The following is a 25,918-nucleotide window of genomic DNA, read 5'->3' as shown; positions in this document are numbered from 1 at the left end:
TCGGTGCGTCGCGATAGATGCCACGAAAGCAAGGAAAATCAAAGGGTTTCCGGCGTCCTCTATGGGTCAGAGGCCTAGGCCTCCAACACAATTTTGCCAATATGTGCGCTCGTCTCCATGCGCCGGTGGGCATCGGCCGCCTTTTCCAGCGGGAAAGCGCTGTCCATCACCGGTTTGACCCGGCCTTCGCGCAGAAGCGGCATCACTTTCGCCTCGATCGCGGCCACCATCGCCGCCTTGTCCGCATTACTACGGGGGCGCAGCGTCGAGCCGGTATGCGTCAGGCGCTTGACCATGACCTTGGCGATGTTGACGCTGACCTTGGGGCCGTTGAGGGTCGCGATCTGGACGATGCGGCCGTCAACCGCGGCAGCGTCGTAGTTGCGGTCCACATACTCGCCGGCGACCATGTCGAGGATCAGGTTGACGCCGGCATTGCCGGTCTCCGCCTTCACCACGGCGACGAAGTCTTCGGTCTTGTAGTTGATGGCGCGGTCGGCCCCGAGCTTGAGGCAGGCATCGATCTTGTCCTGCGAGCCGACGGTGACGAACACCTTCGCGCCGAACGCCTTCGCAAGCTGGATCGCCATGGTGCCGATGCCGGAGGAGCCGCCGTGGATCAGCAGCGTCTCGCCGGCCTTGAGGCCGCCGCGCTCAAACACGTTGTGCCAGACCGTCATCAGGGTTTCCGGCAGCGCGCCGGCTTCCTTGATCGACAGCGCCGGCGGCACGCTCATCGCCTGGGCGTCCTGGGCGATGCAGTACTGCGCATAGCCCCCGCCGGCGACCAGCGACATCACCTTGTCGCCGATCTTGTGCCGCTTGGCATTGCTGCCGACGGCGACGACTTCACCGGCGATTTCCAGGCCCGGCAGGTCGCTGGCGCCGGGCGGCGGCGGATAGGCGCCGGAACGCTGCGCCACGTCGGGCCGGTTGACGCCGGCGGCCTGCACCTTGACCAGGATCTCGTCGGGACCGGGCTGCGGCACGGTCCGTTGTTCCGGCACCAGCACCTCCGGTCCGCCGGGCTTGGAGATGGCGACCACGGTCATTTGCGCGGGCAGCTTGTCCATGATGTGTCCTTGAGCAAAGGTGCGGGAGGAGACGAGGCCATTGCTTAGCCAGCGCGGTCCAAGCTGGCAACCGCCTCAGCCGTGTGCCCGGTGCGAACGCAGGAGGAACGATCATGGCGACGGAAGACGACGACCGCCCGCGCAAGAAGATCACGCATGAAATCGGACAGGATCTCTCACTGTTGTCCGTGGAGGAACTGACCGAGCGCGTCGCCCTGCTCAAGACCGAGATCGCAAGGCTGGAAGAAGCCGCCGCCAAGAAGCGCGCCTCGCGCGACGCGGCGAACAGTATTTTCAAGTCGTAGCGGCTGTCGCTCCACTCTCGTGTCCAGGACGTGGCGCCCGAACTCTCCTCGTCGTCATTCCGGGGCGGCGCGATAGCGCCGAGCCCGGAATCCATAACCACCGGCTTTTGCAGGGGGCAGGCTGACAGAGCCGGGTCGCCTCATCCGCTCGTGGTTATGGATTCTCAGATGCACAATTGCGCATCATAGCTCGCGACTTCGGCGCGCCCCGGAATGACGAGGGGGAGTTTGTTCCGCAGTGCACTCGGCCACTGACCGACATGGCTAACGAACCCTCAAAAAATTCGCTCGTTTACCGTCGATTAAGCTTTCGGCTTTATGACTGGAACTGTCCTCGTTTGGACACCGAGTGGCTCCTGTCCACTCTGTTTGACGCCTCCCTGTTATCAACTTTCAAAGCCGCCGGTCTTCCGGCGGCTCTTTTTTGCGTCTCGTTGCGGTTGAATTCCGAGGAAAGACCCGCGGAAACCATATCCGAGCTTGTCGCTGGACTCCGCGTCCCGCCCGCGCAATGATTTGTTCATCATAAAGCCGGCGCAAAGCCGGACAGGTAAACAGTTGCGTAAGGGGCGTTAACCATGGAACGTTTGCAAGCCGACGGCGCTCTCGTTCAACTCAGCGAGCGGTTCACCAATTCGGCTGCGTTCGGCACGCTGTTCCGCGAGGGCATGGACCTCGTCGAAGAGACCGCAGCCTATCTCGACGGCGCCGGCCGTACCGAGGCCAAGGCCCTCGATCGCGCCGTCAGCCTCACCTACGCGACCGAGAGCATGCGCCTCACCACCCGCCTGATGCAGCTCGCCTCCTGGCTGCTGCTGCACCGCGCGGTGAAGGAAGGCGAGATGACGCTGGTCCAGGCCAACCGCGAGAAGACCAAGGTCAAGCTCAGCGCGGCCGATCCCGGTCCCGCCGACACCATCGAGAAGCTGCCCTCGCAGCTGCAGGATCTGATCCATCGCTCGATGAGCCTGCAGACCCGCGTGCGCCGCCTCGACACCACCATCCACACCCCGCCGGCCGAGCACATCGCGATCGGCAACCCGTTGGTGCCGCACCTCAACGCGCTGAAGGCCGCGTTCGAGCGGTAAGCCCTATCGACAATCTCGGTCGTCATTCCGGGAGGCGCCTCTTGGCGCGGGCCCGGAATCCATACTCCCGATCGTGGTTATGGATTCTCAGATGCGCAATTGCGCATCATAGCTCGCGACTTCGTCGCGCCCCGGAATGACAGCCGAAAAAACAAAAACGCCCCCGGTCTCCCGGGGGCGTTTTTCGTCGCGGCCGAAACGGCCGGATCAATCCTTCTTGAGGAAGCCCGAGAACTTCTTCTGGAAGCGCGAGACGCGGCCGCCGCGATCCATGATCTGGGCGTTGCCGCCGGTCCAGGCCGGGTGCGACTTCGGGTCGATGTCGAGGTTCAGCGTGTCGCCTTCCTTGCCCCAGGTGGAGCGGGTCAGGTACTCGGTTCCGTCGGTCATCACGACCTTAATCGTATGATAATCCGGATGAATTTCGGCTTTCATGGCAATTCCTAGGGCGACCTGCGCCTTGCTTGAGTGGCTATCGAATGACGGATTTGGCCGGCTCTATACCCCAGCGGACCCTTCAAAACAAGCCATTGTGGGCAAAGGAGAACCGGGCCGTCCCCTAAGGGACATCCCGGATTTGCCACTCCCCCCGCACCGGCCTATGTGGAGCACATCTGTCTCCCTGGGTCCGATCTCATGAGCGCTGTGGAACGGCTTGACGACCAGTACCGCGACGAGCGCGATGCCGCGCCGCCTGAGGCCCCGTCCATCGAAGCCGAGCTGATCGAGCAGCCCGCCAAGGGCCGCGCCAAGCTGCGGCCGCTGCTCGCGCTCGCGCCCTATGTGGCCCGCTATCGCGGCCGGGCCGCGCTCGCCTTCGTCGCGCTCACGATCGCCGCGCTGACCACGCTGCTGGTGCCGGTCGCGGTGCGCCGGATGATCGATTTCGGCCTGACGCCTGAGGGCATCGAGCTGATCAACAGCTACTTCTCGGTGATGATCGCGGTCGTCGCCGTGCTCGCGCTGGCGAGCGCCGCGCGCTACTACCTCGTGATGACGATCGGCGAGCGCATCGTCGCCGACCTCAGGCGCGATGTCTTCGCTCATTTGCTGTCGCTGTCGCCCGCCTTCTTCGATTCCGCGCGCAGCGGCGAATTGATCTCGCGGCTCACCGCCGACACCACCCAGCTCAAATCCGCCGTCGGCGCCTCGGTGTCGATCGCGCTGCGCAACCTGATGATGTTCTTCGGCGCGGTGGCGATGATGGTCATCACCAGCCCGAAGCTGTCGGGCTTCGTGTTGCTGGCCATTCCCCTGATCGTGCTGCCGCTGGTCGCCTTCGGGCGCTGGGTGCGGCGTCTGTCGCGCAATGCGCAGGACACGCTCGCCGAGGCCTCCGCCTATGCGGGCGAGCTGGTCGGCGCGATCCGCACCGTGCAGGCCTATACCAGCGAAGGGTTGGCTGCGAAGCGCTTCGGCGGCGAGGTCGAGCAGGCCTATGAAGCCGCGCGCACCTCGACGCAGGCGCGCGCCGTGCTCACCGCCATCATCATCTTCATCGTGTTCGCAAGCGTGGTCGCGATCCTCTGGATCGGCTCGCATGACGTGCTGACCGGCGCGATCTCGCCGGGGCGGCTCGGCCAGTTCGTGCTTTATGCCGCGTTCGCGGCCGCCGGCCTCGGCCAGCTCAGCGAGGTCTGGGGCGAAGTCTCGGCGGCCTCAGGCGCTGCCGAGCGGCTGTTCGAGATCCTGCATGTGCAGCCCGACATCAAGGCGCCCGCCTCACCGCGCGCGCTGCCGGTGCCGGCGCGCGGCGAGGTCGGGTTCGACCAGGTCAGCTTCGCTTATCCGGCACGGCTCGACGTCAAGGTGCTCGACGCCGTGTCGTTCACCGTGCGCCCCGGCGAGAAGGTCGCGATCGTCGGTCCCTCCGGCGCCGGCAAGAGCACGATCTTTCATCTGCTGCTGCGCTTCTACGATCCGCGCAGCGGCGCGATCTCGCTCGACGGCGTGCCGGTCAGGTCCGCCGATCCCCGTGATTTCCGTTCCCGCATCGCGCTGGTGCCGCAGGAATCGAACGTGTTTGCCGCGAGTGCCCGCGAGAACATCCGCTTCGGCCGGCCCGATGCGACCGATGCCGAGGTCGAGCGCGCCGCCGAGCTCGCGCATGCCGCCGAGTTCGTCCGCCGCCTGCCCGAAGGCTTCGACACCCCGCTCGGCGAGCGCGGCGTGACGCTGTCCGGCGGCCAGCGCCAGCGCATCGCGATCGCGCGCGCGATCCTGCGCGATGCGCCGCTGCTGCTGCTCGATGAAGCCACCTCCGCGCTCGACGCCGAAAGCGAGACGCTGGTTCAGACCGCACTCGAAGAGCTGATGAAGCACCGCACCACGCTGGTGATCGCCCACAGGCTTGCCACCGTGCTCTCCTGCGACCGCATCCTGGTGATGGACCAGGGCAAGATCGTCGAGCAGGGCACGCATGCCGAGCTGGTGGCTGCGAACGGGCTCTACGCGAGGCTCGCGAGGCTGCAGTTCGAGGGGGCGTGACGAGCGAGACACCCGCCGGCTGCCCTAAATTCGGTGTCGTCCCGGCGAAGGCCGGGACCCATAACCCCAAGAAGAAGTTTGTCGAAGACTCGTAGTGAAGAGTCCTCTCACGGTACGGTCACCTGCGCCTATCGATAGATCACGCGGTATGGGTCCCGGCCTTCGCCGGGACGACGCCGGAGAGATTGGCGCGCGCCTACGGCCTCCACACCATCTTCAGCACCGGCCGTCCCGAGGTCGGATTCACGTCGTCGCCGGCATGCGCAAAGCCGTTGCGCTCGTAGAAGCGGATGGCGCGCGTGTTGTCCTTGTTGACGAGCAGCGTGACGCCAGAAGGTGACAGGCGCTTGGCTTCCTCCACCAGCAGCCGCGCGGCATCCGAGCCCCAGGATGCGGGATCGACCACGAGCTGGTCGAGATAGCCCTCGCCGTCGATGGTGACGAAGCCGGTTAGCGCGCCGTCCGCCTCCGCAACCACGATCGAGGCCTTCGGCACCAGATCCTTGCGCCAGCGCTCGCGCCACCAGTCCAGCCGCGCCGCGAAGTCGATCTGCGGGTAGGCCTGCTGCCAGGTGCGATGCCAGAGGTCGATGGCGGCAGCCTCGTCCTCGGCGCGATAGGGGCGGAGGTGGAGGGCGCTCACTACCGCTCCGTCAGCTTCAGCTCGATGCGGCGGTTGCGCTTGTAGGCGTCCTCCGTGTTGGCGGTGTCGAGCGGCTGGAATTCGCCGAAGCCGGCGGCGACGAGGCGCTGGGCCGGCACGCCGAGCGAGATCAGGTACTGCACCACCGAGATCGCGCGCGCCGCGGACAGGTCCCAGTTCGACTTGAAGCTCGCACCGCTCACGGGGCGCACGTCGGTATGACCGTCGACGCGCAGCACCCATGCGATCTCGGCCGGGATCTTCTTGTCGAGCTCGATCAGCGCGTTCGCCACCGTGTCGAGCTCGGCGCGCCCCTCGGGCAGGAGCGTCGCCTGGCCGGTGTCGAAGAACACCTCGGACTGGAATACGAAGCGGTCGCCGACGACGCGGATGTCCGGGCGGTTGCCGAGGATGGCGCGCAGGCGGCCGAAGAACTCCGAGCGGTAGCGCGACAATTCCTGCACGCGCTGCGCCAGGGCGACGTTCAAGCGAGAACCGAGATCCGCGATCCGGTTCTGCGATTCCTTGTCGCGCTTCTCGCTGGCATCGAGCGCCTCTTCCAGCGCGGCGAGCTGCCGCCGCAGCGCGCTGATCTGCTGGTTCAGCACCTCGATCTGCGCCAGCGCCCGCGCCGAGACCGCCTTCTCCGAGTCCAACGCCTTGCCGAGTTCGGTGGACTTGCCCTGCGCGTCGTTGCCGGCGGCAGCCAGGCCGTCATAGAGGCCCTTGATGCGGTCGCGCTCGGACTCCGCCGAGGCGAGGCCGGCCTTCAATTGCGAGACCTGGTCGTCGAGCGTGAGCTTGCCGAGCTTCTCCAGCGAGAGCAGCTCGTTGAGCTGGGCGATCTTGGCGTTGAGCTGCTCCAGCGCCTTGTCCTTGCCGCTCACCTCCTGCGACAGGAAGAACTGCACGACCAGGAACACCGACAGCAGGAACACGATCGACAGCACCAGCGTCGACAGCGCGTCGACGAAGCCGGGCCAGTAGTTGAAGGCGCCGTCGCTGCGGCGGCCGCGCGCTAGAGCCATGTCGCTAACCCTTCTCGGGCTGGCGCGCGAGCCGCTCCAGCAGGCGGCGGATCTCGCGGTTCTGCTCGCCCTGGCCGTCGGCCCATTCGCGGATCATCTGCTGCTCGGTGCGCATGTGCGAGACCAGCGCCTGGATGGCTTCGGCAAGGCTCGCCATCGCCGCCGTGGTGCCGCGGCTGGCGCTGCCTTCCTCCAGCACGGAGCGCAGCCGCTCGACGGCCGCCTGAAGCTCGCCGCTGGCAACACCCCCGCCGGTGGCGGCCACGGTCACTTCGCCGCGGCCATATTCGCGCACGGTGGTGGCGAGCCAGTCCTCGAGGTCGGTGTAGAAGCGGTTCTGGGCCTGGCTCGATTGCAGGTCGAGGAAGCCGAGGATCAGCGAGCCGGCGAGGCCGAACAGGGAGCTGGAGAACGAGATGCCCATGCCGCCGAGCGGGGCGGCGAGGCCCTCCTTCAGCGTGTCGAACAGCGCCCCGGAATCGCCGCCGACCTTGAGCCCGTCGATCACCTTGCCGACCGAGCCGACGGTCTCGATCAGGCCCCAGAAGGTGCCGAGCAGGCCGAGGAAGACGAGCAGGCCGGTCATGTAGCGGGAGATGTCCCGGGCCTCGTCGAGGCGGGTCGCGATCGAATCGAGCAGGTGCCGCATCGTGGTCTGGGTGATCGTCATCCGCCCGGTGCGCTCGCCGCCCAGGATCATGGCCATCGGCGCCAGCAGCTTGGGGTGCCGGGCCGGGGCAAGGCCGGGATCGGCGATGCGGAAATTATTGACCCAGGACACCTCTGGGTAGAGCCGGATGACCTGGCGGAAGGCCAGCACGATGCCGATGAACAGCACCGCCCCGATCAGGGCGTTGAGGCCCGGATTGGCGAAGAAGGCCTGGATGATCTGCTTGTAGAGCACCACGCCCACCAGTGCGCAGAGCACCAGGAAGACCAGCATCCGCACCAGGAAGACGCTGGGCGAGGATAGCTTGGTGTATTCGATGTCCATGGGGGAGCGGGGCGAGGCGCCTGACGGCATGTCCGGTATCATCCGTTACGAAAGCTTGCTTGCGGCGCGCACTATGGCACAGCGCCAGCCCAAAAAAAGCGCCGGATGCGCGGATTCCGTGGAGAGCTTCCGGAACCCAAAGCCGAAACCGCGCTTTGATAAGGACGTATTTTGCAAAACTTCGGCAATCCGCAGGCTTAGGTCGGATTTTTTGCATGGTGACGGATCTCGGGGGACTGGACGTCATCGCGCCGTTGCTCGCGGTCCTGATGGCGTTCGCCTGCATCCGGCCGGGCGGCAACGCCCGAATCTGCCCGTTGCTTCTTCCGCGTCCCGAACCAGACATGACCAGGGGAGTGGCCGCATGAGCGTCGTTTCCGCGATCATCGGGACTGCCGAACGCGTGCCGCTGCCTGATGTCGTGATCCGCGCCGCGATCCAGCGTCTGTGCTCGCGGACGGCGACCCGCATCTCCGCCCTCGGCGCGGACGACGAGGCCGCCTTCGCCGGGCGGATGATGCTGCGGCCGATCGCCGAGGACGTCGATGCCGCCAATGCCGGGCACGACGAGGCGCCCGCATCCTTCATCGCGCAGGCGCTCGGCCCCAACCGCAAATACTCGTCCTGCTTCTACACGACCGATGCGACCACCCTGCGGGAGGCGGAAGAGGAGGCGCTGCGCCAGACCGTCGCGCATGCCGGTCTCGCCGACGGGCAGACCATCCTCGAGCTCGGCTGCGGGTGGGGCTCGCTGTCGCTCTGGACGGCGCGGCAGTTTCCGCACGCCAGGGTGACGGCGGTGTCGAACTCGCAAGGCCAGCGGGCCTATGTCGAGGAGCAGGCGCGGCTGCGCGGGCTTTTGAACCTGCGCGTGGTCACCGCCGACATGAACGTGTTCGCGCCCGAGGGCCAGTTCGACCGCATCGTCTCGGTCGAGATGTTCGAGCACGTGATGAACTGGCGCAAGCTGATGACGCGCCTGCGGTCATGGCTCGCGCCCGAGGGGCGCCTGTTCATGCACATCGTCACCCATCGTTCCGGCTCCCATCTGTTCGACCGGGCCAATCGCGAGGACTGGATTGCGCAGCACGTCTTCACCGGCGGGGTGATGGCGAGCCATCACCTCGTCAGGCAATTCGACGACATCTTCACGGTCGAGAAGGAATGGTGCTGGAGCGGCACGCATTATCAGCGCACTGCCAACGACTGGCTCGCCAATTTCGATGCGCATCGTGACGCGATCGAGGCTTCCTTGCGCAACGTCCATGGCGACGAGACCGCCTTGTGGATGCGGCGCTGGCGCTGGTTTTTCCTCGCGACATCGGGCCTGTTCGGCTACGCCGGCGGAACGGAATGGGGCGTCAGTCACTACCGGATGAAGGCGGCGGATGAGGGGGTTTCATAGTCCCGCGTGCCCAGCGCATGCATGAGGTCCGCTGTGCCCCCATAGCGGCGCGATGGCGGACCTCATCCGAGGTCCGAATTGGGGCCAATTCCGGACATTCCTAAGGGGCCGCAGTGTCTTCGTGCGACGCCACCTGTTTCCCGGATGCGTCAGGTGACGTAGAATGTCACTGCCCCTTGAAGCGGGACGTGCCGAAATCACCGTCCGGGCAAACGAGAGCACGGGTGCTATCGGCAGGCACACTCCTCTTAGAGGCCGTTCTTTTTTCGGTCTCGCACCACCGTTCACCACGAACTTTGCGCGCTGCGTTTGCGGCGGCTCGTTCGAGTAATGTCGGGAGGAAAGCAATGAGCAAGGTCAATCGAAGGTCCGCACTGGGAATCGGGTTGGCTGCAGTTTCGGCTGCTATGGTCAAGCCAGCGGCCGCTCAAGCCACAAGCTACAAGGATACGACGCCTTGGCCAGGTGTCGTGGTGCGTGAATATGAAGGCGAAACACCATCCCTGATCCCAGGTTTTAAGACCGTCTCAATGCGCGATATCATTATGCAGCCGGGGTCGAAGACCATGGGCCCCCCGATGATGAATGCCATGGTCTGCCATGTCACCGAAGGGGAGCTTCGGCTTGAGCAGGAGGGAAAGACCTTTACGGGCAAGAAGAATTTTGTCTGGACCTGCAACAAGGAAACAAAAGAACAGGCGTACAACGACGGGAGTGTGGTCGCGATTATGCGGATCACCGACCTGAAAGCTTAAGGCTCGTTTCTTCGCAAGAGATCTATTGTGGGAGCGGATGGCGCATGCGACGACGCGCCATCCGCGTGCAGGACCGCTTCGGGTCACGAGCGGTGATGCTATGATTGATCGCAAAACTTCCGCTTGGCCGTCAGTAGCTGAATGTCGTTTGCGCCCTCGTGAACGCACGTCCCGGCTCGAAACGTTTGATTGCGATGTTCTGTCGCAGCGCGCGGCGATGGAACTCGACTCACAATCCGGTGAGAGCCGGAAAGTGACCTGAACTCAGCACGATAGGTCATGTGACATTGGGCCGCCCGCGCCACGCGTTGCATCGCAGCAGGCGCATTCTATTTTGACGACATCAGCCGCGCGTGATTTGCCCAGAACGGGCCCGCGCGGAGCGTGACCAGTTTCAACAACATCGGGGCACTTAACTTCATGTCAGGACTTCGTGCGCGATCGGCATGCGTTGCAATGATGCTCGCGGCCTTTGCGCCGCTGCTCGCGGGCTGCGAGGAATCCAGCTCGGCCGTGTCCGCCGCCCAGCCTGCCGATCCTGACGTCAGCATCGTCGTCGTCAAGCAGCAAGCCCGCGCCGTGGTGCGCGAATTGCCCGGCCGCATCGCGCCGACGCGCGTCTCCGATGTGCGGCCGCGCGTCTCCGGCATCGTGGTCGAGCGCCTGTTCCGCCAGGGCAGCGAGGTCAAGGCGGGCGATGCGCTCTATCGCATCGATCCGCGTCCGTTCGAGGTCGAGGTGATGGCCAACGAGGCGGCGGTCGCCAAGGCCGAAGCCGGGTTGATGCAGGCCAAGCAGCAGGCGCACCGTATCGCCACGCTCACCAGCCAGCGTGCAGCGCCCGAAGCCGAGAACGAGAAGGCGGTTGCCGCCGAACGCCAGGCCCATGCCGAGGTCGAGGGCCGCAAGGCCGACCTCGCGCGTGCCAAGCTCAATCTCGACTATGCCACCGTGCGCGCGCCGATCGACGGCGTGGTTGGTGCAGCGCTCGTCAGCGAAGGCGCGCTCGCCGTGCAGAACGAGACCAACCTCGCCACCATCCAGCAGCTCGATCCGATCTATGCCGACTTCACCCAGTCGGTGAACGAGCTCAACCAGCTCCGCCGCGCCTTCGAGAGCGGCGATCTCGATCGCATCGAGGCCGATGCCGTCAAGGTGCGCCTCGTGCTCGACGACAACACCCTTTATTCGCTCGACGGCAAGCTGCTGTTCTCTGAAGCCAAGGTCGACGCCCATACCGGCCAGGTGACGCTGCGCGGCGAGTTCCGCAATCCGAAGCGCGAGCTGTTGCCGGGCATGTATGTCCGCGTCCGCCTCGACCAGGGCCTCGATAGCGACGCCATCGCGGTGCCGCAGCAGGCGATCCAGCGCAATGGCGGCGGCGGCAGCGAGGTGTTCGTCGTCAAGGATGACAACCGCATCGCGGTGCAGCCGGTGCGCACCGGCTCGGTGCAGGACGGCATCTGGTTCGTCACCGATGGCCTCAAGGCCGGCGACAAGGTCGTGGTCGAAGGCTTCCAGAAGTTCGCGGCCGGCGACAAGGTCAAGCCGCAATCCTGGTCGGAGGCGGACGCGACCGCAGATAACCGTCACGCTCAGAAGCTGACGCGGTAACGTGCCATGGCGAGTTTCTTCATCGACAGGCCGATCTTCGCCTGGGTTGTGGCGCTGTTCATCTGTCTGATCGGCGCGATCTCGGTGCCGCTGCTGCCGATCGCGCAATATCCGATCATCGCGCCGCCCTCGATCTCGATCTCGACCAGCTATCCTGGCGCCTCGCCGGAGAACCTCTACAACAGCGTCACGCGCCTGATCGAGGAGGAGCTCAACGGCGCCTCCGGCATCCTCAATTTCGAATCGACCAGCGACTCGCTCGGCCAGGTCGAGATCATCGCCAATTTCCAGCCCGGCACGGATACCAGCGCGGCGTCCGTCGAGGTGCAGAACCGCATCAAGCGCGTCGAGGCGCGGCTGCCGCGCGCGGTGATCCAGCAGGGCATTCTGATCGAGGAAGCCTCGAGCGCGGTGCTCCAGATCATCACGCTGAACTCGACCGACGGCAGCCTCGACGAGGTCGGCCTCGGCGACTTCATGATCCGCAACGTGCTCGGCGAGATCCGCCGCATCCCCGGCGTCGGCCGCGCCACGCTGTATTCGACCGAGCGCTCGCTTCGCGTCTGGGTCGATCCGGCCAAGCTCGTCGGCTATGGACTGACCGCCGACGACGTCAACAAGGCGATATCGGCGCAGAATGCGCAGGTCGCCTCGGGCAGCATCGGCGCCGAGCCGTCGACCTCGACCCAGCGCACCTCCGCGCTGGTGCTGGTCAAGGGCCAGCTCTCGTCCCCCGATGAATTCGGCGCCATCATCCTGCGTGCCAACGCCGACGGTTCGACCGTGCGCCTGCGCGACGTCGCGCGCATCGAGGTCGGAGGCCTCAGCTACCAGTTCAACACCCGCCTCGACGGCAAGCCGACCGCGGGCCTGTCCGTGCTGATGTCGCCGACCGGCAACGCGCTGGCGACCGCGAGCGCGGTCGAAGAGAAGATGAAGGAGCTGTCGCGCTTCTTCCCGGCCAACATCTCCTACGAGATCCCCTACAACATCACGCCCGTGGTCGAGGCCTCGATCAAGAAGGTGCTGTCGACGCTGGTCGAAGCCGTGGTGCTGGTGTTCGTGGTGATGTTCCTGTTCTTGCAGAACATCCGCTACACCATCATTCCGACCATCGTGGTGCCGGTGGCGCTCCTGGGCGCCTGCACCACGCTGCTGCTCGCCGGCTACTCCATCAACATGCTCTCGATGTTCGGCATGGTGCTTGCCGTGGGCATCCTCGTCGACGATGCCATCGTCGTGGTCGAGAACGTCGAGCGCATCATGAGCGAGGAGGGGCTGCCGCCGAAGGAGGCGACGCGCAAGGCGATGTCGCAGATATCGGGCGCCATCATCGGCATCACGCTGGTGCTGATGGCCGTGTTCGTGCCGATGGCGTTCTTCCCCGGTTCGGTCGGCATCATCTACCGCCAGTTCTCGGTGACCATGGTGGCCGCGATCGGCTTCTCCGCCTTCCTCGCGCTGTCGCTGACGCCGGCGCTGTGCGCCACGTTGTTGAAGCCCGTGGCCAAGGGGCACGGCGATTCCAGCAACGTCGTGTTCAGCCGGTTCAATCACATGCTGGAGGCCGCTCGGTTTCACTACGGGCGCACCGTCGGCTTCTCGCTGAAGCGCACCGGCCGCCTGATGCTGGTCTATGTCGCGCTGCTCGTCGGCCTGTCCTGGGCCTTCGTCAACCTGCCAGGCGGCTTCCTGCCCGTCGACGACCAGGGCTTCGTCACCACCGACGTGCAGACGCCGTCGGACTCCTCCTACGCCCGCACCGAAGCCGTGATCGAGAAGGTGGAAAAATATCTGGCGCAGCGGCCGGGCGTCGACAACGTCACCTTCCTCACCGGCTTCAGCTTCTCCGGTCAGGGCATGAACACCGCGCAGGCTTTCATCACCTTGAAGGACTGGTCGGAGCGTGGGCCGAAGGAGTCGGCCGCCGCGATCGTTGCCGACATCAACCGCGATTTGTCGTCGTCGATCCGCGATGCGAAGATCTCCGCGCTGCAGCCGCCGCCGATCGACAATCTCGGCAACTCCTCGGGCTTCTCGTTCCGTCTCCAGGACCGCGGCCAGAAGGGCTATCCGGCACTGATGCGCGCCGCCGACCAGCTCATCGCGGAAGCCAATGCGAGCCCGGTGCTGCAGAAAGTCTATGTCGAGGGCTTGCCCGAGGCGGGCGTCGTCAATCTCGTGATCGATCGCGAGAAGGCCGGCGCCTTCGGCGTCACCTTCGAGGACATCAACAACACCATCTCGACCAATCTCGGCTCGAACTACATCAACGACTTCCCGAACCGCGGTCGCATGCAGCGCGTCGTGGTGCAGGCCGACGCCCGCGACCGCATGCGCACCGAGGACATCCTCAACTACAACGTCAAGAACAGCCGCGGCCAGCTCGTGCCGTTCTCGTCGTTCACCACGGTGGAGTGGGCACGCGGCCCGACACAGATCGCCGGCTTCAACTACTATCCGGCGGTGCGCATCTCCGGTGAGGCCAAGCCCGGCTTCACCTCGGGCGACGCCATCGCCGAGATGGAGCGCCTTGCCGGCAAGCTGCCGCGCGGCTTCGGCTATGAATGGACCGGTCAGTCGCTCCAGGAGAAGCTGTCGGGCTCGCAGGCGCCGTTCCTGCTCGCGCTCTCGGTGTTCGTGGTGTTCCTGTGCCTCGCCGCGCTCTACGAGAGCTGGACCATTCCGCTCGCGGTGCTGCTCACCGTGCCGCTCGGCATCGTCGGTGCCGTGATCGCGGCGATGCTGCGCGGCCTGCCCAACGACGTCTATTTCACCGTCGGCCTGATCACCATCATCGGGCTTGCGGCCAAGGACGCGATCCTGATCATCGAGTTCGCCAAGGATCTGCGCAAAGAAGGCAAGCCGCTGGTGGACGCGACCATCGAGGCCTGCCGCCTGCGCTTCCGCCCGATCCTGATGACCGGTCTTGCCTTCATCTGCGGCGTGCTGCCGATGGCCATCGCCCACGGCGCCGGCGGCGCCAGCCAGCAGGCGCTCGGCAGCATCGTCATGGGCGGCATGATCGCGGTGGTGATCCTGGCGCTGCTGATGGTGCCGGTGTTCTTCGTCTCCGTGCAGCGCGTGCTGGCGGGTGATCGGGAGAAGGTGGCGGCGGAAGGCGAGGCCTACGGGCCCCCGGCGCCGGTGAAGCTATAGGGCAAACTGTCATGCCGGGGCGCGCATCGCGCGAACCCGGAATCCATCGCGCCACCATTGACTCGGATCAATGGATTCCGGGCTCGCGCCAAGAGGCGCGCCCCGGAATGACGACGTGGACGGGGCGGCGCGCTACGCAGGCTTCCGCAAAATCTTCACCAGCTCCCCGTGCACGAACTCGTTCCCGCACACCACATGCCCGGTCACCAGCGCATCGCCTGTCGTGTCGATGTCGCTCACCGTGCCGCCTGCCTCGCGCACCATGATCATGCCGGCGGCGATGTCCCAGGATTGCAGGTTGCGCTCCCAATAGCCGTCGAGGCGGCCGGCGGCGACGAAGGCGAGGTCGAGGGAGGCGGCGCCGAAGCGGCGCAGGCCCGCGACGCGGTCCTGGATCGCGGTCATCTCGCGGCGGAATTCCTCGTGGTCGCCGCGGCCGATATGGGGCAGGCCGCAGGCCACCACGCATTCGTTGAGCTGGCGGCGGCCGGCCACGCGCAGGCGCTGGTCGTTGAGGAAGGCGCCCTTGCCGCGCTCGGCGATGTAGAGCTCGTCATTGGCGGGGTTGTAGATCACGCCGGCGATGATCGTACCCTCGCGGGCGAGGCCGATCGAGATCGCGAATTGCGGGATGCCGTGCAGGAAGTTGGTGGTGCCGTCGAGCGGATCGACGATCCAGGTGTGGCTCTTGTCGGTGCCCTCGCGGGTGCCGCCTTCCTCGCCGATGAAGCCGTAGCCGGGCCGCGCCTTGGCGAGGTCCTGATAGAGGATCTCCTCGGCGCGCTTGTCGGCGAGCGAGACGAAATTCGCCGGCCCCTTGAGCGAGACCTGCAGATGCTCGATCTCGCCGAGATCGCGTTTGAGGCTGCGGCCGGCGCGGCGCGCGGCCTTGACCATGACGTTGATAGTGGCGGAATACAGCATGAGCTTCCGGTCTTGATCGGGGGAAATGGCGCGAAAACGCGCCTGTTTGGGGGATTGGGTGCCCTGTGGGGGGCCCAACGTCAAGTCATTGCGTCAGGTCATTTGGCGCCGAGCCATTTCCTGGCGGCGGCCTCGGCCTTGGCCCGGTCCTCGGCCGGCAGATCGGACAATTGCTTGTCGAGCTCCGGATCGCCCTTGCCGCCGGTCTTGGCCACCAGGTGCCATTTGAACCCCTCGACCTTGTCCACGGGCGTGCCCATGCCGTTGATCAGCACCCAGGCCAGCCGGTTCTGCGCGATCGCGCTGCCCTGGCGGGACGCCTTGCGGAGCAGGGCTACGGCCGCCGGTTGGTTCTTCGGCGTGCCGGTGCCGTTGAACAGCGCGATGGCGTATTCGACCTCGGCATCGACATTGTCGGTCAGCGAGGCCGCCTGGAGCAGCCGCACCGCGCGTTCCGGGTCCTTCGGCACGCCGGTGCCCTCCTTGTAGAAGGTCGCCAGCGCGTATTGCGCCTCGGGCAGGCCGGCGTCCGCCGCCTGCCGTAGCAGCTCGGCGGAACGCTTGACGTCCTGCGGCAGGGTCTGGCCGTCGAGATAGAGCAAAGCGAGGTTATAGGCAGCCTTGGGCTCGCCGAGCTTGGCGGCGGAAGCCATCAGCTTCACCGCCTCGCCCTTGTCGACCGGGCCGCCGCGGCCGGCGATGCGCATCATGGCGAGCGCGAACATCGCCTCGCGGTCGCCGGCGTCGGACGCACGCTTGTACCATTCGAGCGCCTTGGCGTAGTCGCGCTTGATGCCCATGGCGTTGGAATAGAGCTCGCCCAGCATGGTCATCGCCTTGGGATCGCCCGCCTGGGCGCGGGCGGTGGCGAGCTCGAACGCGGTCTTGTACTGGCCGCGCTGGTAGGCGCCGAACACCAGGTCGACATTGGAATTGTCGGTCGGAGGCGCCGGGATCACGGTCGCGGGCAGCGCCGGCTTGGGGGAGGCGGACGGCTTCGGCGCCGGCGCGGCCTCCTTCTTCTTGGGGGGCGCGGGCGGCTTGGCTTTCTGCTTCTCGGCCGGCGGGCTCGGCGTTGTGGCCGGCGGCGCGATCTGGAGTTGCGCGGCCGCGGGCACCGTGAGCAGCAGCGTGGCCAGGATGGTGATGCGCGGGAGCTTCATGTCGGGCGCTAGCCGTGCTCGCCCGCGGGATTTTGGCTTGCGAGCGCAGCCGCATGGGCCTTCTTGATCGTGGCGTCGGCCTCGATCAGTGCGGCCTTGGCCCCGCGCGGATCGGCCCAGACGAACTCGCCGACCAGCACGAAATCGGCGCCGCTGGCGGCGAAATCGTAGGCCTCTTCCAGCGAGGTCGCAAAGCCGACGCAGGGCGGCTCGAACAGCTCGGCCCACCAATCCAGCCGCTCGGCGATCGCCTCGGACGACGGACGCTGGCCCTTTGCATCGGGCTCGCCGAACAGCAAATAATCCGCGCCAATTTCGCCCGCATCCATGGAATGGTGCCGTGTCGTCAGCCCGCCGACGCCGGCGATGCGATCGGGCTTGAGCGATGGCAGCGCCTCTTTCAGCGCGGCGATGCCGGGCAGGTGCGCGCCGTCGGCACCGCCGCGCGCGACCAGTTCGGCATGGCCGTCGATCAGCAGCGCGGCGCCGGCCTTCTGGACCGGCGGCGCGAGTGCCTTGATCCACGAGATCATGGTGCGCTGGTCGGTCTCCTTCAGCCGCACCAGCACGGCCGCGACGTCGGCGGCCGCGAGCAGGCCCGGCAACTCGGCGACGAGCGAAGCTGGGTCATCGACAACAGGCGTCGCGAGATAAAGGCGCGGCGCCGGGCGCGGCGGAGGCGATTTGTTCGACAAGGTCTAGGCCGCTTTCTTTTCCAGGCTGCTTTGCCATTCGCCTTTGGAGGCGAGGCCGTTCATTCGTGCACGATGGCTGAAGGCGCGCTGGCCGGCCGCGACGTTCTCGGCCTTGCCGGACCAGGCCTTCTGCGGCGCGGCCTGAAGCGCGCGGCCGTAGGAGAAGGTCAGGCCCCAGGGCAGCGGGCCGAGCTTGTGCATGGCGTTGAGATGCGCGGTTGCCTCTTCGTCCGACTGGCCGCCGGAGAGGAAGGCGATGCCGGGCACCGCCGCCGGCACACAGGCCTTGAGCAGCCGTATCGTCTTCTCCGCGACCTCCTCGACGGGGGCCTGCTTCGCGCACTTCTTGCCCGAGATCGCCATGTTCGGTTTCAGCACCATGCCTTCGAGCGCGACGCGCTGCACGCGCAATTCCTGAAACGTCTTGTTGAGCACGCGCTGCGTGACCTCGTAGCAGCGGTCGATGTCGTGATCGCCGTCCATCAGCACTTCCGGCTCGACGATCGGCACGATCCGCGCGGCCTGGCACAGCGCCGCATAGCGCGCCAGTGCGTGGGCGTTGACGCTGATCGCCGTCATCGAAGGAATGCCGCTGCCGATGTCGATCACCGCGCGCCATTTGGCGAAGCGCGCGCCGCGCTCGTAATATTTCTTCAGCCGCTCGGCGAGCTTGTCGAGCCCGACGGTCACGAGCTCGCCCGGGCACATCGGCAAGCCTTGCGTGCCTTCGTCGACCTTGATGCCCGGGATGGCGCCGCTACTCTCGATCAGCTTCACCAGCGGCGTGCCGTCCTTCGCATCCTGCCAGATCGTCTCGTCATAGAGGATCACGCCGGAGATGTACTGGCTCATGGCTTCCCTGGATCGGAACAGCATCTCGCGGTAGTCGCGCCGGTTCGATTCCGTCGATTCCACGCCGATCGCGTCGAAGCGCTTCTTGATGGTGCCGGAGGATTCGTCGGCGGCAAGGATGCCCTTGCCGGGCGCGACCATGGCGGTCGCGATCCTGTTGAGCTCAGTCAGATCCATCGAGAGGTCCTCCCAAAACGATTCTGCCCTTGCCCGTGAAAATAGACCGTTCTCGGGCAAATGCCGAGTTAACGTTCGTCGCAGGGGTAAGGGGGTTCTCTGTCATTCCGGGATGCGCCGAAAGGCGCAGGCCCGGAATCCATAACCCCAGGCTGTGGTTATGGATTCCGGGCCCACGCTTCGCGTGTCCCGGAATGACGGGAGGGTGTGTCCGGAGGCCTTACGCCACCGCGCGATCGCTACGCGACGCGGGGGTCGAGCTCACCCTTGGCGTAGCGCTTGGCCATCTCGGCGGTGGTCAGGACCTTCTTGATCTTGGAGGCCTGGCCGGCGGTGTTGAACTCCTGGAGCCGCTGCTTGCACAGCTTGGTCATCGCTTCCATCGCCGGCTTCAGGTACTTGCGCGGGTCGAACTCTTCCGGATTGTCCTTCAGCACCTTCCGGATCTGGCCGGTCATCGCCATCCGGTTGTCGGTGTCGATGTTGATCTTGCGCACGCCGTTCTTGATGCCGCGCTGGATCTCGGTAACAGGCACGCCCCAGGTCGGCTTCATCTTGCCGCCATAGGTGTTGATGATGTCCTGGAGGTCCTGCGGCACCGACGACGAGCCGTGCATGACGAGGTGCGTGTTCGGCAGCTTGCGGTGGATCTCCTCGATCACCTTCATGGCGAGGATGTCGCCGTCCGGCTTGCGGGTAAATTTGTAAGCACCGTGCGAAGTCCCCATCGCGATCGCGAGCGCGTCGACCCTGGTCTCCTGCACGAACTTCACGGCCTCGTCCGGATTGGTCAGGAGCTGGTCGTGGCTGAGCTTGCCTTCGGCGCCGTGGCCGTCTTCCTTGTCGCCCATGCCGGTCTCGAGCGAGCCGAGCACGCCGAGCTCGCCCTCGACCGAGATGCCGCCGAGATGGGCCATGTCGGTCACGGTCTTGGTGACGCCGACATTGTAGCCCCAGTCGCCGGGGGTCTTGCCGTCGGCCTTGAGCGAGCCGTCCATCATCACCGAGGTGAAGCCGGCCTGGATCGCGGTCATGCAGGTCGCCGGCTCGTTGCCGTGGTCGAGATGCACGCAGACCGGGATGTGCGGGTAGATCTCGGTCACCGCGTCCATCATGTGCTTGAGCATGACGTCGTTGGCGTAGGAGCGCGCACCGCGCGAGGCCTGGATGATGACGGGCGCATCGACCTGGTTGGCGGCGTCCATGATCGCCAGCGCCTGCTCCATGTTGTTGATGTTGAAGGCCGGTACGCCGTAATCGTTCTCAGCCGCATGGTCGAGCAATTGACGTAACGTGATCCGAGCCATGTGTCTTTTTCTCCGGTTTGGGCCTTCAGGGCCCGCTAGCTACTTGTCGACTGACTACTTGATGCGCAGGACCTCGACGCCGGGCAGTGGCTTGCCTTCCATCCATTCAAGAAATGCGCCACCGGCGGTCGAGACATAGGTGAAGTCACCGGCCACGTGGGCCTGGTTGAGGGCCGCGACGGTGTCGCCGCCGCCCGCGATCGAGATCAACTTTTTCGCCTTGGTGCGCTCGGCGGCGTGCTTGGCGGCCGCGACCGTGCCGCGGTCGAACGGCTGCATCTCGAAGGCGCCGAGCGGCCCGTTCCAGACCAGCGTCGCCGCGTCGTCGATCGCCGCGTGCACGCGCGCGACCGATTGCGGGCCGACGTCGAGGATCATGCCGTCGGCCGGGATCGCATCAAGGCCGTAGGCGTGGGACGGCGCGTTGGCCGCGAAATGATAGGCGACGGTGGCGTCGACCGGCAGGATGATGGCGCAGTTGGCGGCTTCCGCCTTCTCAATGATGCGCAGCGCGGTCGGCGCGAGATCCTTCTCGGCCAGCGACTTGCCGATGCCGACGCCCTGGGCGTGCAGGAAGGTGTTGGCCATGCCGCCGCCGATCACCAGCGCGTCGACCTTGCTGACGAGATTTTCGAGCAGGTCGATCTTGGTCGAGACCTTGGCGCCGCCGATGATCGCGATGACCGGCTTGGTCGGCGAGCCCAGCGCCTTCTCCAGCGCATCGAGCTCGGCCTGCATGGTGCGGCCGGCGTAGGCCGGCAGCTTGTGGCCGAGGCCTTCGGTCGAGGCGTGGGCGCGGTGCGCGGCCGAGAACGCGTCATTGACCCAGATGTCGCCGAGCTTGGCCAATTCCGCGACGAAGGCGGGATCGTTCTTTTCCTCTTCCTTGTGGAAGCGGGTGTTTTCCAGGCACAGGATGTCGCCGTCCTTGAGTGCCGCCACGGCCGTGGCCGCGGGCTCGCCGATGCAGTCGTCGGCAAACGCAACGGGCTTGTTCAGGACCTTCGACAGCGCCTCGGTGACGGGCTTGAGCGACTCCTTGGCGTCGCGTCCCTTCGGCCGGCCGAAATGCGCGAGCAGGATCACCTTGCCGCCCTTGTCGGCGAGCTCGGTGATGGTCGGCGCGACGCGCTCGAGCCGGGTTGCGTCGGTGACGCGCCCGTTCTCCATGGGCACGTTGAGGTCGACGCGCAGCAGCACGCGTTTGCCCTTCACGTCGACGTCGTCGAGGGTGCGGAATTTGTTCGCCATGGGATGGCCTCAACCATTTGGACTGTCATTCCGGGGCGCGCTTAGCGCGAACCCTGGTGCGCAGTTGCGCACCTGAGAATCTCGAGATTCCGGGTCTGGTCCTTACGGACCATCCCGGAATGACGAAACCGCTGCGGAGTTAGATCACCTTCGCGATCGCGACCGCGGTGTCGGCCATGCGGTTCGAGAAGCCCCACTCGTTGTCGTACCAGGACATCACGCGCACCAGCGTGCCGTTCTGCACCTTGGTCTGGTCCTCGTGGAAGGTCGAGGAGTGCGGATCGTGGTTGAAGTCGATCGAGACGTTCGGCGCATTGGTGTAGCCGAGGATGCCCTTGAGCTGCTGCTCGGAGGCGCGCTTCATCGCCGCGTTGATTTCCTTCACGTCGGTGGCGCGCTTGGCAATGATCTTGAGATCGACGACCGAGACGTTCGGGGTCGGCACGCGGATCGCGACGCCGTCGAGCTTGCCCTTCAGTTCCGGCAGCACGAGGCCGATCGCCTTGGCGGCGCCGGTCGAGGTCGGGATCATCGACATCGCCGCCGCGCGGCCGCGATAGAGATCCTTGTGCATGGTGTCGAGCGTCGGCTGGTCGCCGGTATAGGCGTGGATCGTGGTCATGAAGCCGGTCTCGATGCCGACGAGATCGTTCAGGACCTTGGCGACCGGCGCGAGGCAGTTCGTCGTGCAGGAACCGTTGGAGACGACCAGGTGATCCCTGGTCAGCGTGTCGTGGTTGACGCCGTAGACGATGGTGGCGTCGGCGCCGTCGGCGGGCGCGGAGACCAGCACGCGCTTGGCGCCGGCGGTCAGATGTGCGGAGGCCTTGTCCTTCGAGGTGAAGATGCCGGTGCATTCCAGCGCGATGTCGACGCCGAGATCCTTCCAGGGCAGCTTCGAGGGATCGCGCTCGGCGGTCACCTTGATCTTGCCGCCTCCGAGGCTGATCGAATCACCGTCGACGGTGACGGTGCCGGGGAAGCGGCCGTGAACGCTGTCGAAACGGAGCAGATGGGCATTGGTCTCGACCGGGCCGAGGTCGTTGATGCCGACCACCTCGATATCCTTGCGGCCGGACTCTGCAATCGCCCGCAGGACGTTGCGGCCGATACGACCAAAACCGTTGATTCCAACGCGGACTGCCATCTTTCGTCTCCTTCAATGACCGTTGTCGTCCCGCCGGACGCGCGGCTAACGCGTCAGCGAGGGTTTTTTAGGGCGGACGCCCGGTTCGGCCGGGCGGTGCTTGATCATATGGGACGTTACGTAGTCCTTTTTTTTGGCAAGCTCAACTCTCAGGATACGCGCTTCAGCACGGCGTTAACCGCAGCCTCGGCGGTAATGCCGAAATGCTTGTACAGGTCCTTCGCCGGCGCGCTCGCGCCGAAGGAATGCATGCCGACAAATTCGCCATCCTGGCCGATCACAGCATCCCAGCCCCAGCGCACGGCGGCCTCGATAGCGACCTTCACCGGCGCGTTGCCGATGATCTCGGCGCGCTTGGCTTCTGGTTGCGCTAACAAAAGCTCGAGCGAGGGCACCGACACCACCCGTGACGGGATGCCGCGCTCGGCGAGCTGCTTCTGGGCGGCGACCGCGATTTCGACCTCGGAGCCGGAGGCGAACAGCGTCGCCTTGGCTTCGCCCTGCGCCGGAACCAGCTCGTAGGCACCGGCCGCGCAAGGATTGTCGTTCGGCGCGGTGGTGCGGAGCTGCGGCAGGTTCTGCCGCGTCAGCGCCAGCACCGTCGGGCCGTCGATGCGGTTGAGCGCGAGCTCCCAACACTCGGCGACTTCGACGGAGTCGCAGGGACGGAACACGCGCATGTTTGGAATGGCGCGAAGCGCGGCGAGATGCTCGACCGGCTGATGGGTCGGGCCGTCTTCGCCGAGGCCGATGGAATCGTGCGTCATCACGTAGACGACACCGGTGCCCATCAGCGCGGCAAGGCGCATCGCCGGACGCGCATAGTCGGTGAACACCAGGAAGGTTGCGCCGTTCGGCGCGAAGCCGCCGTGCAGGAAGATGCCGTTCATCGCGGCGGCCATGCCGTGCTCGCGGATGCCGTAATGGATGAAGCGGCCCTTCGGCGTCTTGGCCGAGAAGGCGGTCGCCGACTTCGCCTTGTTGTTGTTGGAGCCGGTGAGGTCGGCCGAGCCTGCGAGGAATTCCATCGGCATGGCGCCGGCAATGACTTCGATCACCGCTTCCGAGGATTTGCGGGTGGCCGCAACCAACGGCTTTTCCAGTAGCTCCTTCTTGTACGCGCGCACCGCCTTTGCGAGCGAGGCCGGACGCTCATGGCGCAGGCGGCGCTCGAACTCGGCGCGCTTGCGGCTGCCGAGCTCGCCGAGCCGTCCTTCCCATTCCTGCCGAGCCGCAGCGCCGCGGCTGCCGGCCGCGCGCCAGGCTTTCAGCACGTCGTCGGGCACCGAGAACGGCTCGAGCGAGATGCCGAGATTTTCCTTGGCGGCCTTGAGCTCCTCGGCGCCGAGCGCCTCGCCGTGCACCTTCGACGTGCCGGCCTTGTGCGGCGCGCCGAAGCCGATGGTGGTGCGGCAGGCGATCAGCGTCGGCTTGTTGGACTTCTTCGCGCGCGTGATGGCCGCTGTGATGGCGGCCTGGTCGTGGCCGTCGATCTTCTCGGCGGCCCAGCCGGCGGACTTGAAGCGCTTCACCTGATCGACGGAATCGGCGATCGAGGTCGGGCCGTCGATCGAGATGCCGTTGTCGTCGTAGAGCACGATCAGCTTGTTGAGCTTCCAGTGCCCGGCCATCGCGATCGCTTCCTGCGACACGCCTTCCATCAGGTCGCCGTCGGAGGCGAGCACGAAGGTGTGGTGATCGACGATCTTCTTGCCGAACTCGGCGGCGAGCATCTTCTCGGCGAGCGCCATGCCGACCGCGGTCGAGATGCCCTGGCCGAGCGGACCGGTGGTGGTCTCGATGCCCTTGGTGTGGAAGTTCTCCGGGTGGCCAGGCGTCAGCCCGCCGAGCTGGCGGAATTGCTTGAGCTGGTCCAGCGTCATGTCGGCATTGCCGGTCAGGTACAGCAGCGAATAGAGCAGCATCGAGCCGTGGCCGGCCGACAGCACGAAGCGGTCGCGGTCCGGCCAGGCGGGCGCGGCGGCGTCGAATTTCAGGAACTGCGTGAACAGCACCGTGGCGATGTCGGCGGCGCCCATCGGCAGGCCGGGATGGCCCGATTTCGCCTTCTCGACAGCGTCCATCGAAAGGCCGCGGATCGCGTTGGCCATACGGGAGTGGTCGACCTGCGTATGGGCCATACGGGAGGCATCGAGCTGCATCATGATGAAAATCCGTCTGGAATGAGGTGCTTGATGGCCGTGTGCGCCGCGCTGGATCGAGCCTGGCGGTCACGGGAGGTTGGGGGCTGGATAGCATCTCGGTTCCGGGAGTCCAAGGCAATCAAACGCCGGTTTGGCCGCAAAAGTTGCCTGGGGCATGATCCGGAAAAGCCGCAGCCGCGGATCATGCAGATCTGGAACCAGCCGGCCGCCATGCCGAGGGCCGATCTAGCGGTGCATAGTTTCGCGGCGACATTGCGCTGGGCTAGCTTGCCACGTAAATTTCTGCTTCTAACCGCTTGCCGAACCGAGTCTTTTGCCGGGCGGCAAGCCCCGATGCAAAGGCCACCAAGGTCCGCCGCTGACCGCATGAACGATCGCGTATCCAACAGTTCCGCCATGACGGAGTCCTCCGCCGTCGAGATCGAGATCGCGACCCGCAGGCTCATGGCGGCGCTCGACGCGCTCGAGAGCGCGGTGGAGCGCCGGCGCGACGCCGATCGCGACGAGAACGAGCTCGCCGCGCGAATCCAGGCGCTCGGCGCGGACCGCTCGCGGCTTGCCGATGAGCTCGATGGTGCGCTGGTGAAGGCGCGCAAGCTCGAGCGCACCAATCGCGAGATCTCCGATCGGCTGGATTCCGCGATCGTCACGATACGCTCGGTGCTCGATACCGGAGAGGATGGATGAGCCACATCAACGTCACCATCAACGGCCGGCAATACCGCATGGCCTGCGAGGAGGGCCAGGAGGTGCGGCTGCTCAAGCTCGCCGAAAGCCTGGAGACGCGGATTCAGTCGCTGCGCGGAAAATTCGGCGAGATCGGCGATGCGCGCCTGACTGTGATGGCGGCGCTGACCGTCTGCGACGAGCTGGTCGACGCCGGCAACCGCGTCCGCACCATGGAGCAGGAATTGACCGAGCTGCGGGATTTCCGCAATGCCGCCGTCGAGCGCGCCAGGATGACGCAGACCGCGGTGGTGAACGCGCTGAACGCCGCAGCCGAACGCATCGAGAAGTCGACCCAGGTCCTGAACCGGACCGTCGGAGGCGGCATCGCGATCGGGTAGGGACCGCGGAAGACTCGATCAGTTGGTCCGCTCGATGTAACCGCGGGCTCAACCTCTCCCGCTTGCGGGAGAGGTCGGCGCGAAGTGCCGGGTGAGGGCTCTCACCTCTTGGGGAATCTCAGTGCGGAGACACCCTCTCCCCAACCCTCCCCCGCAAGCGGGGGAGGGAGCGCACTTCCGCCGTGGCGGCAGGAAGGACTGATTTCATTGCACCGAAGCTCGGCAGCCCGTCGGCGGGCTGGCGGTTCGTCAGTATCGTTGTTACATTGCAAAGGCGAGGCTGCGACGCGCGTCCGGAGCCATATATCCCCGGGGCCTTATCGATCCTTTAGGGAACTGTCCCTGGCCGGGCCCGTGGGCCCGGACATATGGTGCCCACCTACTTTCGTAGGGAACTCCGGGATCGAGTGCTTCAACGGCGTCCGCGGCTTCGCACTTTTGTTTGCTTGGTTTGTGCTTGTCGAAATTGCGTCCCCGACACGCTTGCGGTTCAATTGAGTCTCGGTGTCATGCCCGCGAAGGCGGGCATCCAGTACGCCGCGGCGTCTCGGTTCTTGCAACTCGCGTCTCTGGAATACTGGATCACCCGCTTTCGCGGGTGATGACAGCGGAGCGAGGC

Annotated in this window: 23 protein-coding genes and 1 other RNA gene; 11 read left to right on the top strand and 13 right to left on the bottom strand. The window is 65.8% G+C overall.

What is annotated here, in order from left to right:
• Window positions 1-74: 74 nt before the first annotated feature.
• On the bottom strand, window positions 75-1,073 hold the full coding sequence (locus AAFG50_RS37785) for an NAD(P)H-quinone oxidoreductase (protein WP_028173456.1): 999 nt from the start codon (window positions 1,071-1,073) through the stop codon (window positions 75-77).
• 113 nt (window positions 1,074-1,186) lie between these two features.
• On the opposite strand from AAFG50_RS37785, the gene AAFG50_RS37780 reads away from it, so the two are divergent.
• The gene (locus AAFG50_RS37780) at window positions 1,187-1,378 is read left to right on the top strand and encodes a DUF1192 domain-containing protein (RefSeq protein ID WP_011084320.1); all 192 of its coding nucleotides are present in this window, start codon (window positions 1,187-1,189) and stop codon (window positions 1,376-1,378) included.
• Between the two features lie 578 nt (window positions 1,379-1,956).
• A complete protein-coding gene (locus AAFG50_RS37775) occupies window positions 1,957-2,466 on the top strand; it encodes a DUF1465 family protein (protein ID WP_011084322.1) in 510 nt (169 codons plus the stop codon).
• A gap of 207 nt (window positions 2,467-2,673) precedes the next feature.
• Here the strand turns inward: AAFG50_RS37775 and rpmE are convergent, their stop codons facing one another.
• Window positions 2,674-2,901, bottom strand: a complete 228-nt coding sequence (gene rpmE, locus AAFG50_RS37770) for a 50S ribosomal protein L31 (RefSeq protein WP_011084323.1) — start codon at window positions 2,899-2,901, stop codon at window positions 2,674-2,676.
• A gap of 201 nt (window positions 2,902-3,102) precedes the next feature.
• On the opposite strand from rpmE, the gene AAFG50_RS37765 reads away from it, so the two are divergent.
• On the top strand, window positions 3,103-4,953 hold the full coding sequence (locus AAFG50_RS37765; protein WP_028173455.1) for an ABC transporter ATP-binding protein/permease: 1,851 nt from the start codon (window positions 3,103-3,105) through the stop codon (window positions 4,951-4,953).
• A gap of 196 nt (window positions 4,954-5,149) precedes the next feature.
• On the opposite strand, the gene AAFG50_RS37760 is transcribed toward AAFG50_RS37765, so the two are convergent.
• Genes AAFG50_RS37760 through AAFG50_RS37750 form a run of 3 tightly spaced genes read right to left on the bottom strand, consistent with a single transcriptional unit; the run spans window position 5,150 to window position 7,648 of the window.
• Window positions 5,150-5,596, bottom strand: a complete 447-nt coding sequence (locus tag AAFG50_RS37760) for a GNAT family N-acetyltransferase (RefSeq protein ID WP_028173454.1) — start codon at window positions 5,594-5,596, stop codon at window positions 5,150-5,152.
• Window positions 5,596-6,624 carry a peptidoglycan -binding protein gene (locus AAFG50_RS37755; RefSeq protein WP_011084326.1) on the bottom strand — a complete coding sequence of 343 codons (1,029 nt, stop codon included), beginning with the start codon at window positions 6,622-6,624 and terminating at the stop codon, window positions 5,596-5,598. The genes AAFG50_RS37760 and AAFG50_RS37755 overlap by 1 nt, the downstream gene beginning before the upstream one ends.
• A gap of 4 nt (window positions 6,625-6,628) precedes the next feature.
• A complete protein-coding gene (locus AAFG50_RS37750) occupies window positions 6,629-7,648 on the bottom strand; it encodes a hypothetical protein (protein WP_038965387.1) in 1,020 nt (339 codons plus the stop codon).
• 185 nt (window positions 7,649-7,833) lie between these two features.
• Between AAFG50_RS37750 and AAFG50_RS37745 the strand changes: the two genes are divergently transcribed.
• From AAFG50_RS37745 to AAFG50_RS37725, 5 genes are all read left to right on the top strand, one after another.
• Window positions 7,834-7,986, top strand: coding sequence for a hypothetical protein (locus tag AAFG50_RS37745; RefSeq protein ID WP_162185889.1), 153 nt, complete (start codon window positions 7,834-7,836; stop codon window positions 7,984-7,986).
• Entirely contained in the window at window positions 7,983-9,023 is a 1,041-nt protein-coding gene (locus tag AAFG50_RS37740) for a cyclopropane-fatty-acyl-phospholipid synthase family protein (RefSeq protein ID WP_028173452.1), read from the top strand. The genes AAFG50_RS37745 and AAFG50_RS37740 overlap by 4 nt, the downstream gene beginning before the upstream one ends.
• Window positions 9,024-9,370: 347 nt before the next feature.
• On the top strand, window positions 9,371-9,778 hold the full coding sequence (locus AAFG50_RS37735) for a hypothetical protein (RefSeq protein WP_028173451.1): 408 nt from the start codon (window positions 9,371-9,373) through the stop codon (window positions 9,776-9,778).
• Window positions 9,779-10,198: 420 nt separating this feature from the next.
• Window positions 10,199-11,392 carry an efflux RND transporter periplasmic adaptor subunit gene (locus AAFG50_RS37730; RefSeq protein ID WP_011084331.1) on the top strand — a complete coding sequence of 398 codons (1,194 nt, stop codon included), beginning with the start codon at window positions 10,199-10,201 and terminating at the stop codon, window positions 11,390-11,392.
• Between the two features lie 6 nt (window positions 11,393-11,398).
• Complete coding sequence (locus tag AAFG50_RS37725) at window positions 11,399-14,551, top strand: multidrug efflux RND transporter permease subunit (protein WP_271552296.1); 3,153 nt, start codon at window positions 11,399-11,401, stop codon at window positions 14,549-14,551.
• A 132-nt stretch (window positions 14,552-14,683) separates the two neighbouring features.
• Here the strand turns inward: AAFG50_RS37725 and AAFG50_RS37720 are convergent, their stop codons facing one another.
• The 8 genes from AAFG50_RS37720 to tkt form a co-directional block, all read right to left on the bottom strand.
• On the bottom strand, window positions 14,684-15,475 hold the full coding sequence (locus tag AAFG50_RS37720) for an inositol monophosphatase family protein (RefSeq protein WP_028173448.1): 792 nt from the start codon (window positions 15,473-15,475) through the stop codon (window positions 14,684-14,686).
• A gap of 98 nt (window positions 15,476-15,573) precedes the next feature.
• The gene (locus AAFG50_RS37715; RefSeq protein ID WP_028173447.1) at window positions 15,574-16,638 is read right to left on the bottom strand and encodes a tetratricopeptide repeat protein; all 1,065 of its coding nucleotides are present in this window, start codon (window positions 16,636-16,638) and stop codon (window positions 15,574-15,576) included.
• An 8-nt stretch (window positions 16,639-16,646) separates the two neighbouring features.
• Window positions 16,647-17,333 (bottom strand): thiamine phosphate synthase, encoded by a 687-nt coding sequence (locus AAFG50_RS37710; protein WP_028173446.1) that lies wholly within the window; start codon window positions 17,331-17,333, stop codon window positions 16,647-16,649.
• Window positions 17,334-17,336: 3 nt separating this feature from the next.
• Complete coding sequence (locus tag AAFG50_RS37705; RefSeq protein WP_028173445.1) at window positions 17,337-18,362, bottom strand: class I fructose-bisphosphate aldolase; 1,026 nt, start codon at window positions 18,360-18,362, stop codon at window positions 17,337-17,339.
• Window positions 18,363-18,601: 239 nt separating this feature from the next.
• A complete protein-coding gene (fba, locus tag AAFG50_RS37700; protein ID WP_011084337.1) occupies window positions 18,602-19,669 on the bottom strand; it encodes a class II fructose-bisphosphate aldolase in 1,068 nt (355 codons plus the stop codon).
• A gap of 54 nt (window positions 19,670-19,723) precedes the next feature.
• Window positions 19,724-20,920 carry a phosphoglycerate kinase gene (locus tag AAFG50_RS37695; protein ID WP_011084338.1) on the bottom strand — a complete coding sequence of 399 codons (1,197 nt, stop codon included), beginning with the start codon at window positions 20,918-20,920 and terminating at the stop codon, window positions 19,724-19,726.
• Window positions 20,921-21,059: 139 nt separating this feature from the next.
• Window positions 21,060-22,067 (bottom strand): type I glyceraldehyde-3-phosphate dehydrogenase, encoded by a 1,008-nt coding sequence (gene gap / locus AAFG50_RS37690; RefSeq protein ID WP_028173444.1) that lies wholly within the window; start codon window positions 22,065-22,067, stop codon window positions 21,060-21,062.
• A gap of 149 nt (window positions 22,068-22,216) precedes the next feature.
• Window positions 22,217-24,232 (bottom strand): transketolase, encoded by a 2,016-nt coding sequence (gene tkt / locus AAFG50_RS37685; RefSeq protein WP_074076589.1) that lies wholly within the window; start codon window positions 24,230-24,232, stop codon window positions 22,217-22,219.
• Between the two features lie 396 nt (window positions 24,233-24,628).
• On the opposite strand from tkt, the gene AAFG50_RS37680 reads away from it, so the two are divergent.
• The 3 genes from AAFG50_RS37680 to ssrS all read left to right on the top strand — a co-directional run bounded on the left by AAFG50_RS37680 (window position 24,629) and on the right by ssrS (window position 25,734).
• Window positions 24,629-24,919, top strand: a complete 291-nt coding sequence (locus AAFG50_RS37680) for a DUF4164 domain-containing protein (protein WP_011084341.1) — start codon at window positions 24,629-24,631, stop codon at window positions 24,917-24,919.
• Complete coding sequence (locus tag AAFG50_RS37675) at window positions 24,916-25,299, top strand: cell division protein ZapA (RefSeq protein ID WP_028173442.1); 384 nt, start codon at window positions 24,916-24,918, stop codon at window positions 25,297-25,299. The genes AAFG50_RS37680 and AAFG50_RS37675 overlap by 4 nt, the downstream gene beginning before the upstream one ends.
• Window positions 25,300-25,573: 274 nt before the next feature.
• Window positions 25,574-25,734: non-coding RNA, 6S RNA (ssrS, locus tag AAFG50_RS37670), on the top strand.
• Window positions 25,735-25,918: the final 184 nt, after the last annotated feature.

Source organism: Bradyrhizobium sp. B039, from assembly GCF_038965675.1.
GTDB classification, from domain to species: Bacteria; Pseudomonadota; Alphaproteobacteria; order Rhizobiales; family Xanthobacteraceae; genus Bradyrhizobium; species Bradyrhizobium diazoefficiens.
This window is presented reverse-complemented; position numbering and strand designations above follow the sequence as displayed.

Bases quoted from the DNA above. Each gene is read 5' to 3' on its own strand.
- AAFG50_RS37785 (WP_028173456.1), bottom strand. From the start codon at position 1,073: ATGGACAAGCTGCCCGCGCAAATGACCGTGGTCGCCATCTCCAAGCCC.
- AAFG50_RS37780 (WP_011084320.1), top strand. From the start codon at position 1,187: ATGGCGACGGAAGACGACGACCGCCCGCGCAAGAAGATCACGCATGAA.
- AAFG50_RS37775 (WP_011084322.1), top strand. From the start codon at position 1,957: ATGGAACGTTTGCAAGCCGACGGCGCTCTCGTTCAACTCAGCGAGCGG.
- rpmE (WP_011084323.1), bottom strand. From the start codon at position 2,901: ATGAAAGCCGAAATTCATCCGGATTATCATACGATTAAGGTCGTGATG.
- AAFG50_RS37765 (WP_028173455.1), top strand. From the start codon at position 3,103: ATGAGCGCTGTGGAACGGCTTGACGACCAGTACCGCGACGAGCGCGAT.
- AAFG50_RS37755 (WP_011084326.1), bottom strand. From the start codon at position 6,624: ATGGCTCTAGCGCGCGGCCGCCGCAGCGACGGCGCCTTCAACTACTGG.
- AAFG50_RS37750 (WP_038965387.1), bottom strand. From the start codon at position 7,648: ATGCCGTCAGGCGCCTCGCCCCGCTCCCCCATGGACATCGAATACACC.
- AAFG50_RS37745 (WP_162185889.1), top strand. From the start codon at position 7,834: ATGGTGACGGATCTCGGGGGACTGGACGTCATCGCGCCGTTGCTCGCG.
- AAFG50_RS37740 (WP_028173452.1), top strand. From the start codon at position 7,983: ATGAGCGTCGTTTCCGCGATCATCGGGACTGCCGAACGCGTGCCGCTG.
- AAFG50_RS37735 (WP_028173451.1), top strand. From the start codon at position 9,371: ATGAGCAAGGTCAATCGAAGGTCCGCACTGGGAATCGGGTTGGCTGCA.
- AAFG50_RS37730 (WP_011084331.1), top strand. From the start codon at position 10,199: ATGTCAGGACTTCGTGCGCGATCGGCATGCGTTGCAATGATGCTCGCG.
- AAFG50_RS37725 (WP_271552296.1), top strand. From the start codon at position 11,399: ATGGCGAGTTTCTTCATCGACAGGCCGATCTTCGCCTGGGTTGTGGCG.
- AAFG50_RS37720 (WP_028173448.1), bottom strand. From the start codon at position 15,475: ATGCTGTATTCCGCCACTATCAACGTCATGGTCAAGGCCGCGCGCCGC.
- AAFG50_RS37715 (WP_028173447.1), bottom strand. From the start codon at position 16,638: ATGAAGCTCCCGCGCATCACCATCCTGGCCACGCTGCTGCTCACGGTG.
- AAFG50_RS37705 (WP_028173445.1), bottom strand. From the start codon at position 18,362: ATGGATCTGACTGAGCTCAACAGGATCGCGACCGCCATGGTCGCGCCC.
- fba (WP_011084337.1), bottom strand. From the start codon at position 19,669: ATGGCTCGGATCACGTTACGTCAATTGCTCGACCATGCGGCTGAGAAC.
- AAFG50_RS37695 (WP_011084338.1), bottom strand. From the start codon at position 20,920: ATGGCGAACAAATTCCGCACCCTCGACGACGTCGACGTGAAGGGCAAA.
- gap (WP_028173444.1), bottom strand. From the start codon at position 22,067: ATGGCAGTCCGCGTTGGAATCAACGGTTTTGGTCGTATCGGCCGCAAC.
- tkt (WP_074076589.1), bottom strand. From the start codon at position 24,232: ATGATGCAGCTCGATGCCTCCCGTATGGCCCATACGCAGGTCGACCAC.
- AAFG50_RS37680 (WP_011084341.1), top strand. From the start codon at position 24,629: ATGACGGAGTCCTCCGCCGTCGAGATCGAGATCGCGACCCGCAGGCTC.
- AAFG50_RS37675 (WP_028173442.1), top strand. From the start codon at position 24,916: ATGAGCCACATCAACGTCACCATCAACGGCCGGCAATACCGCATGGCC.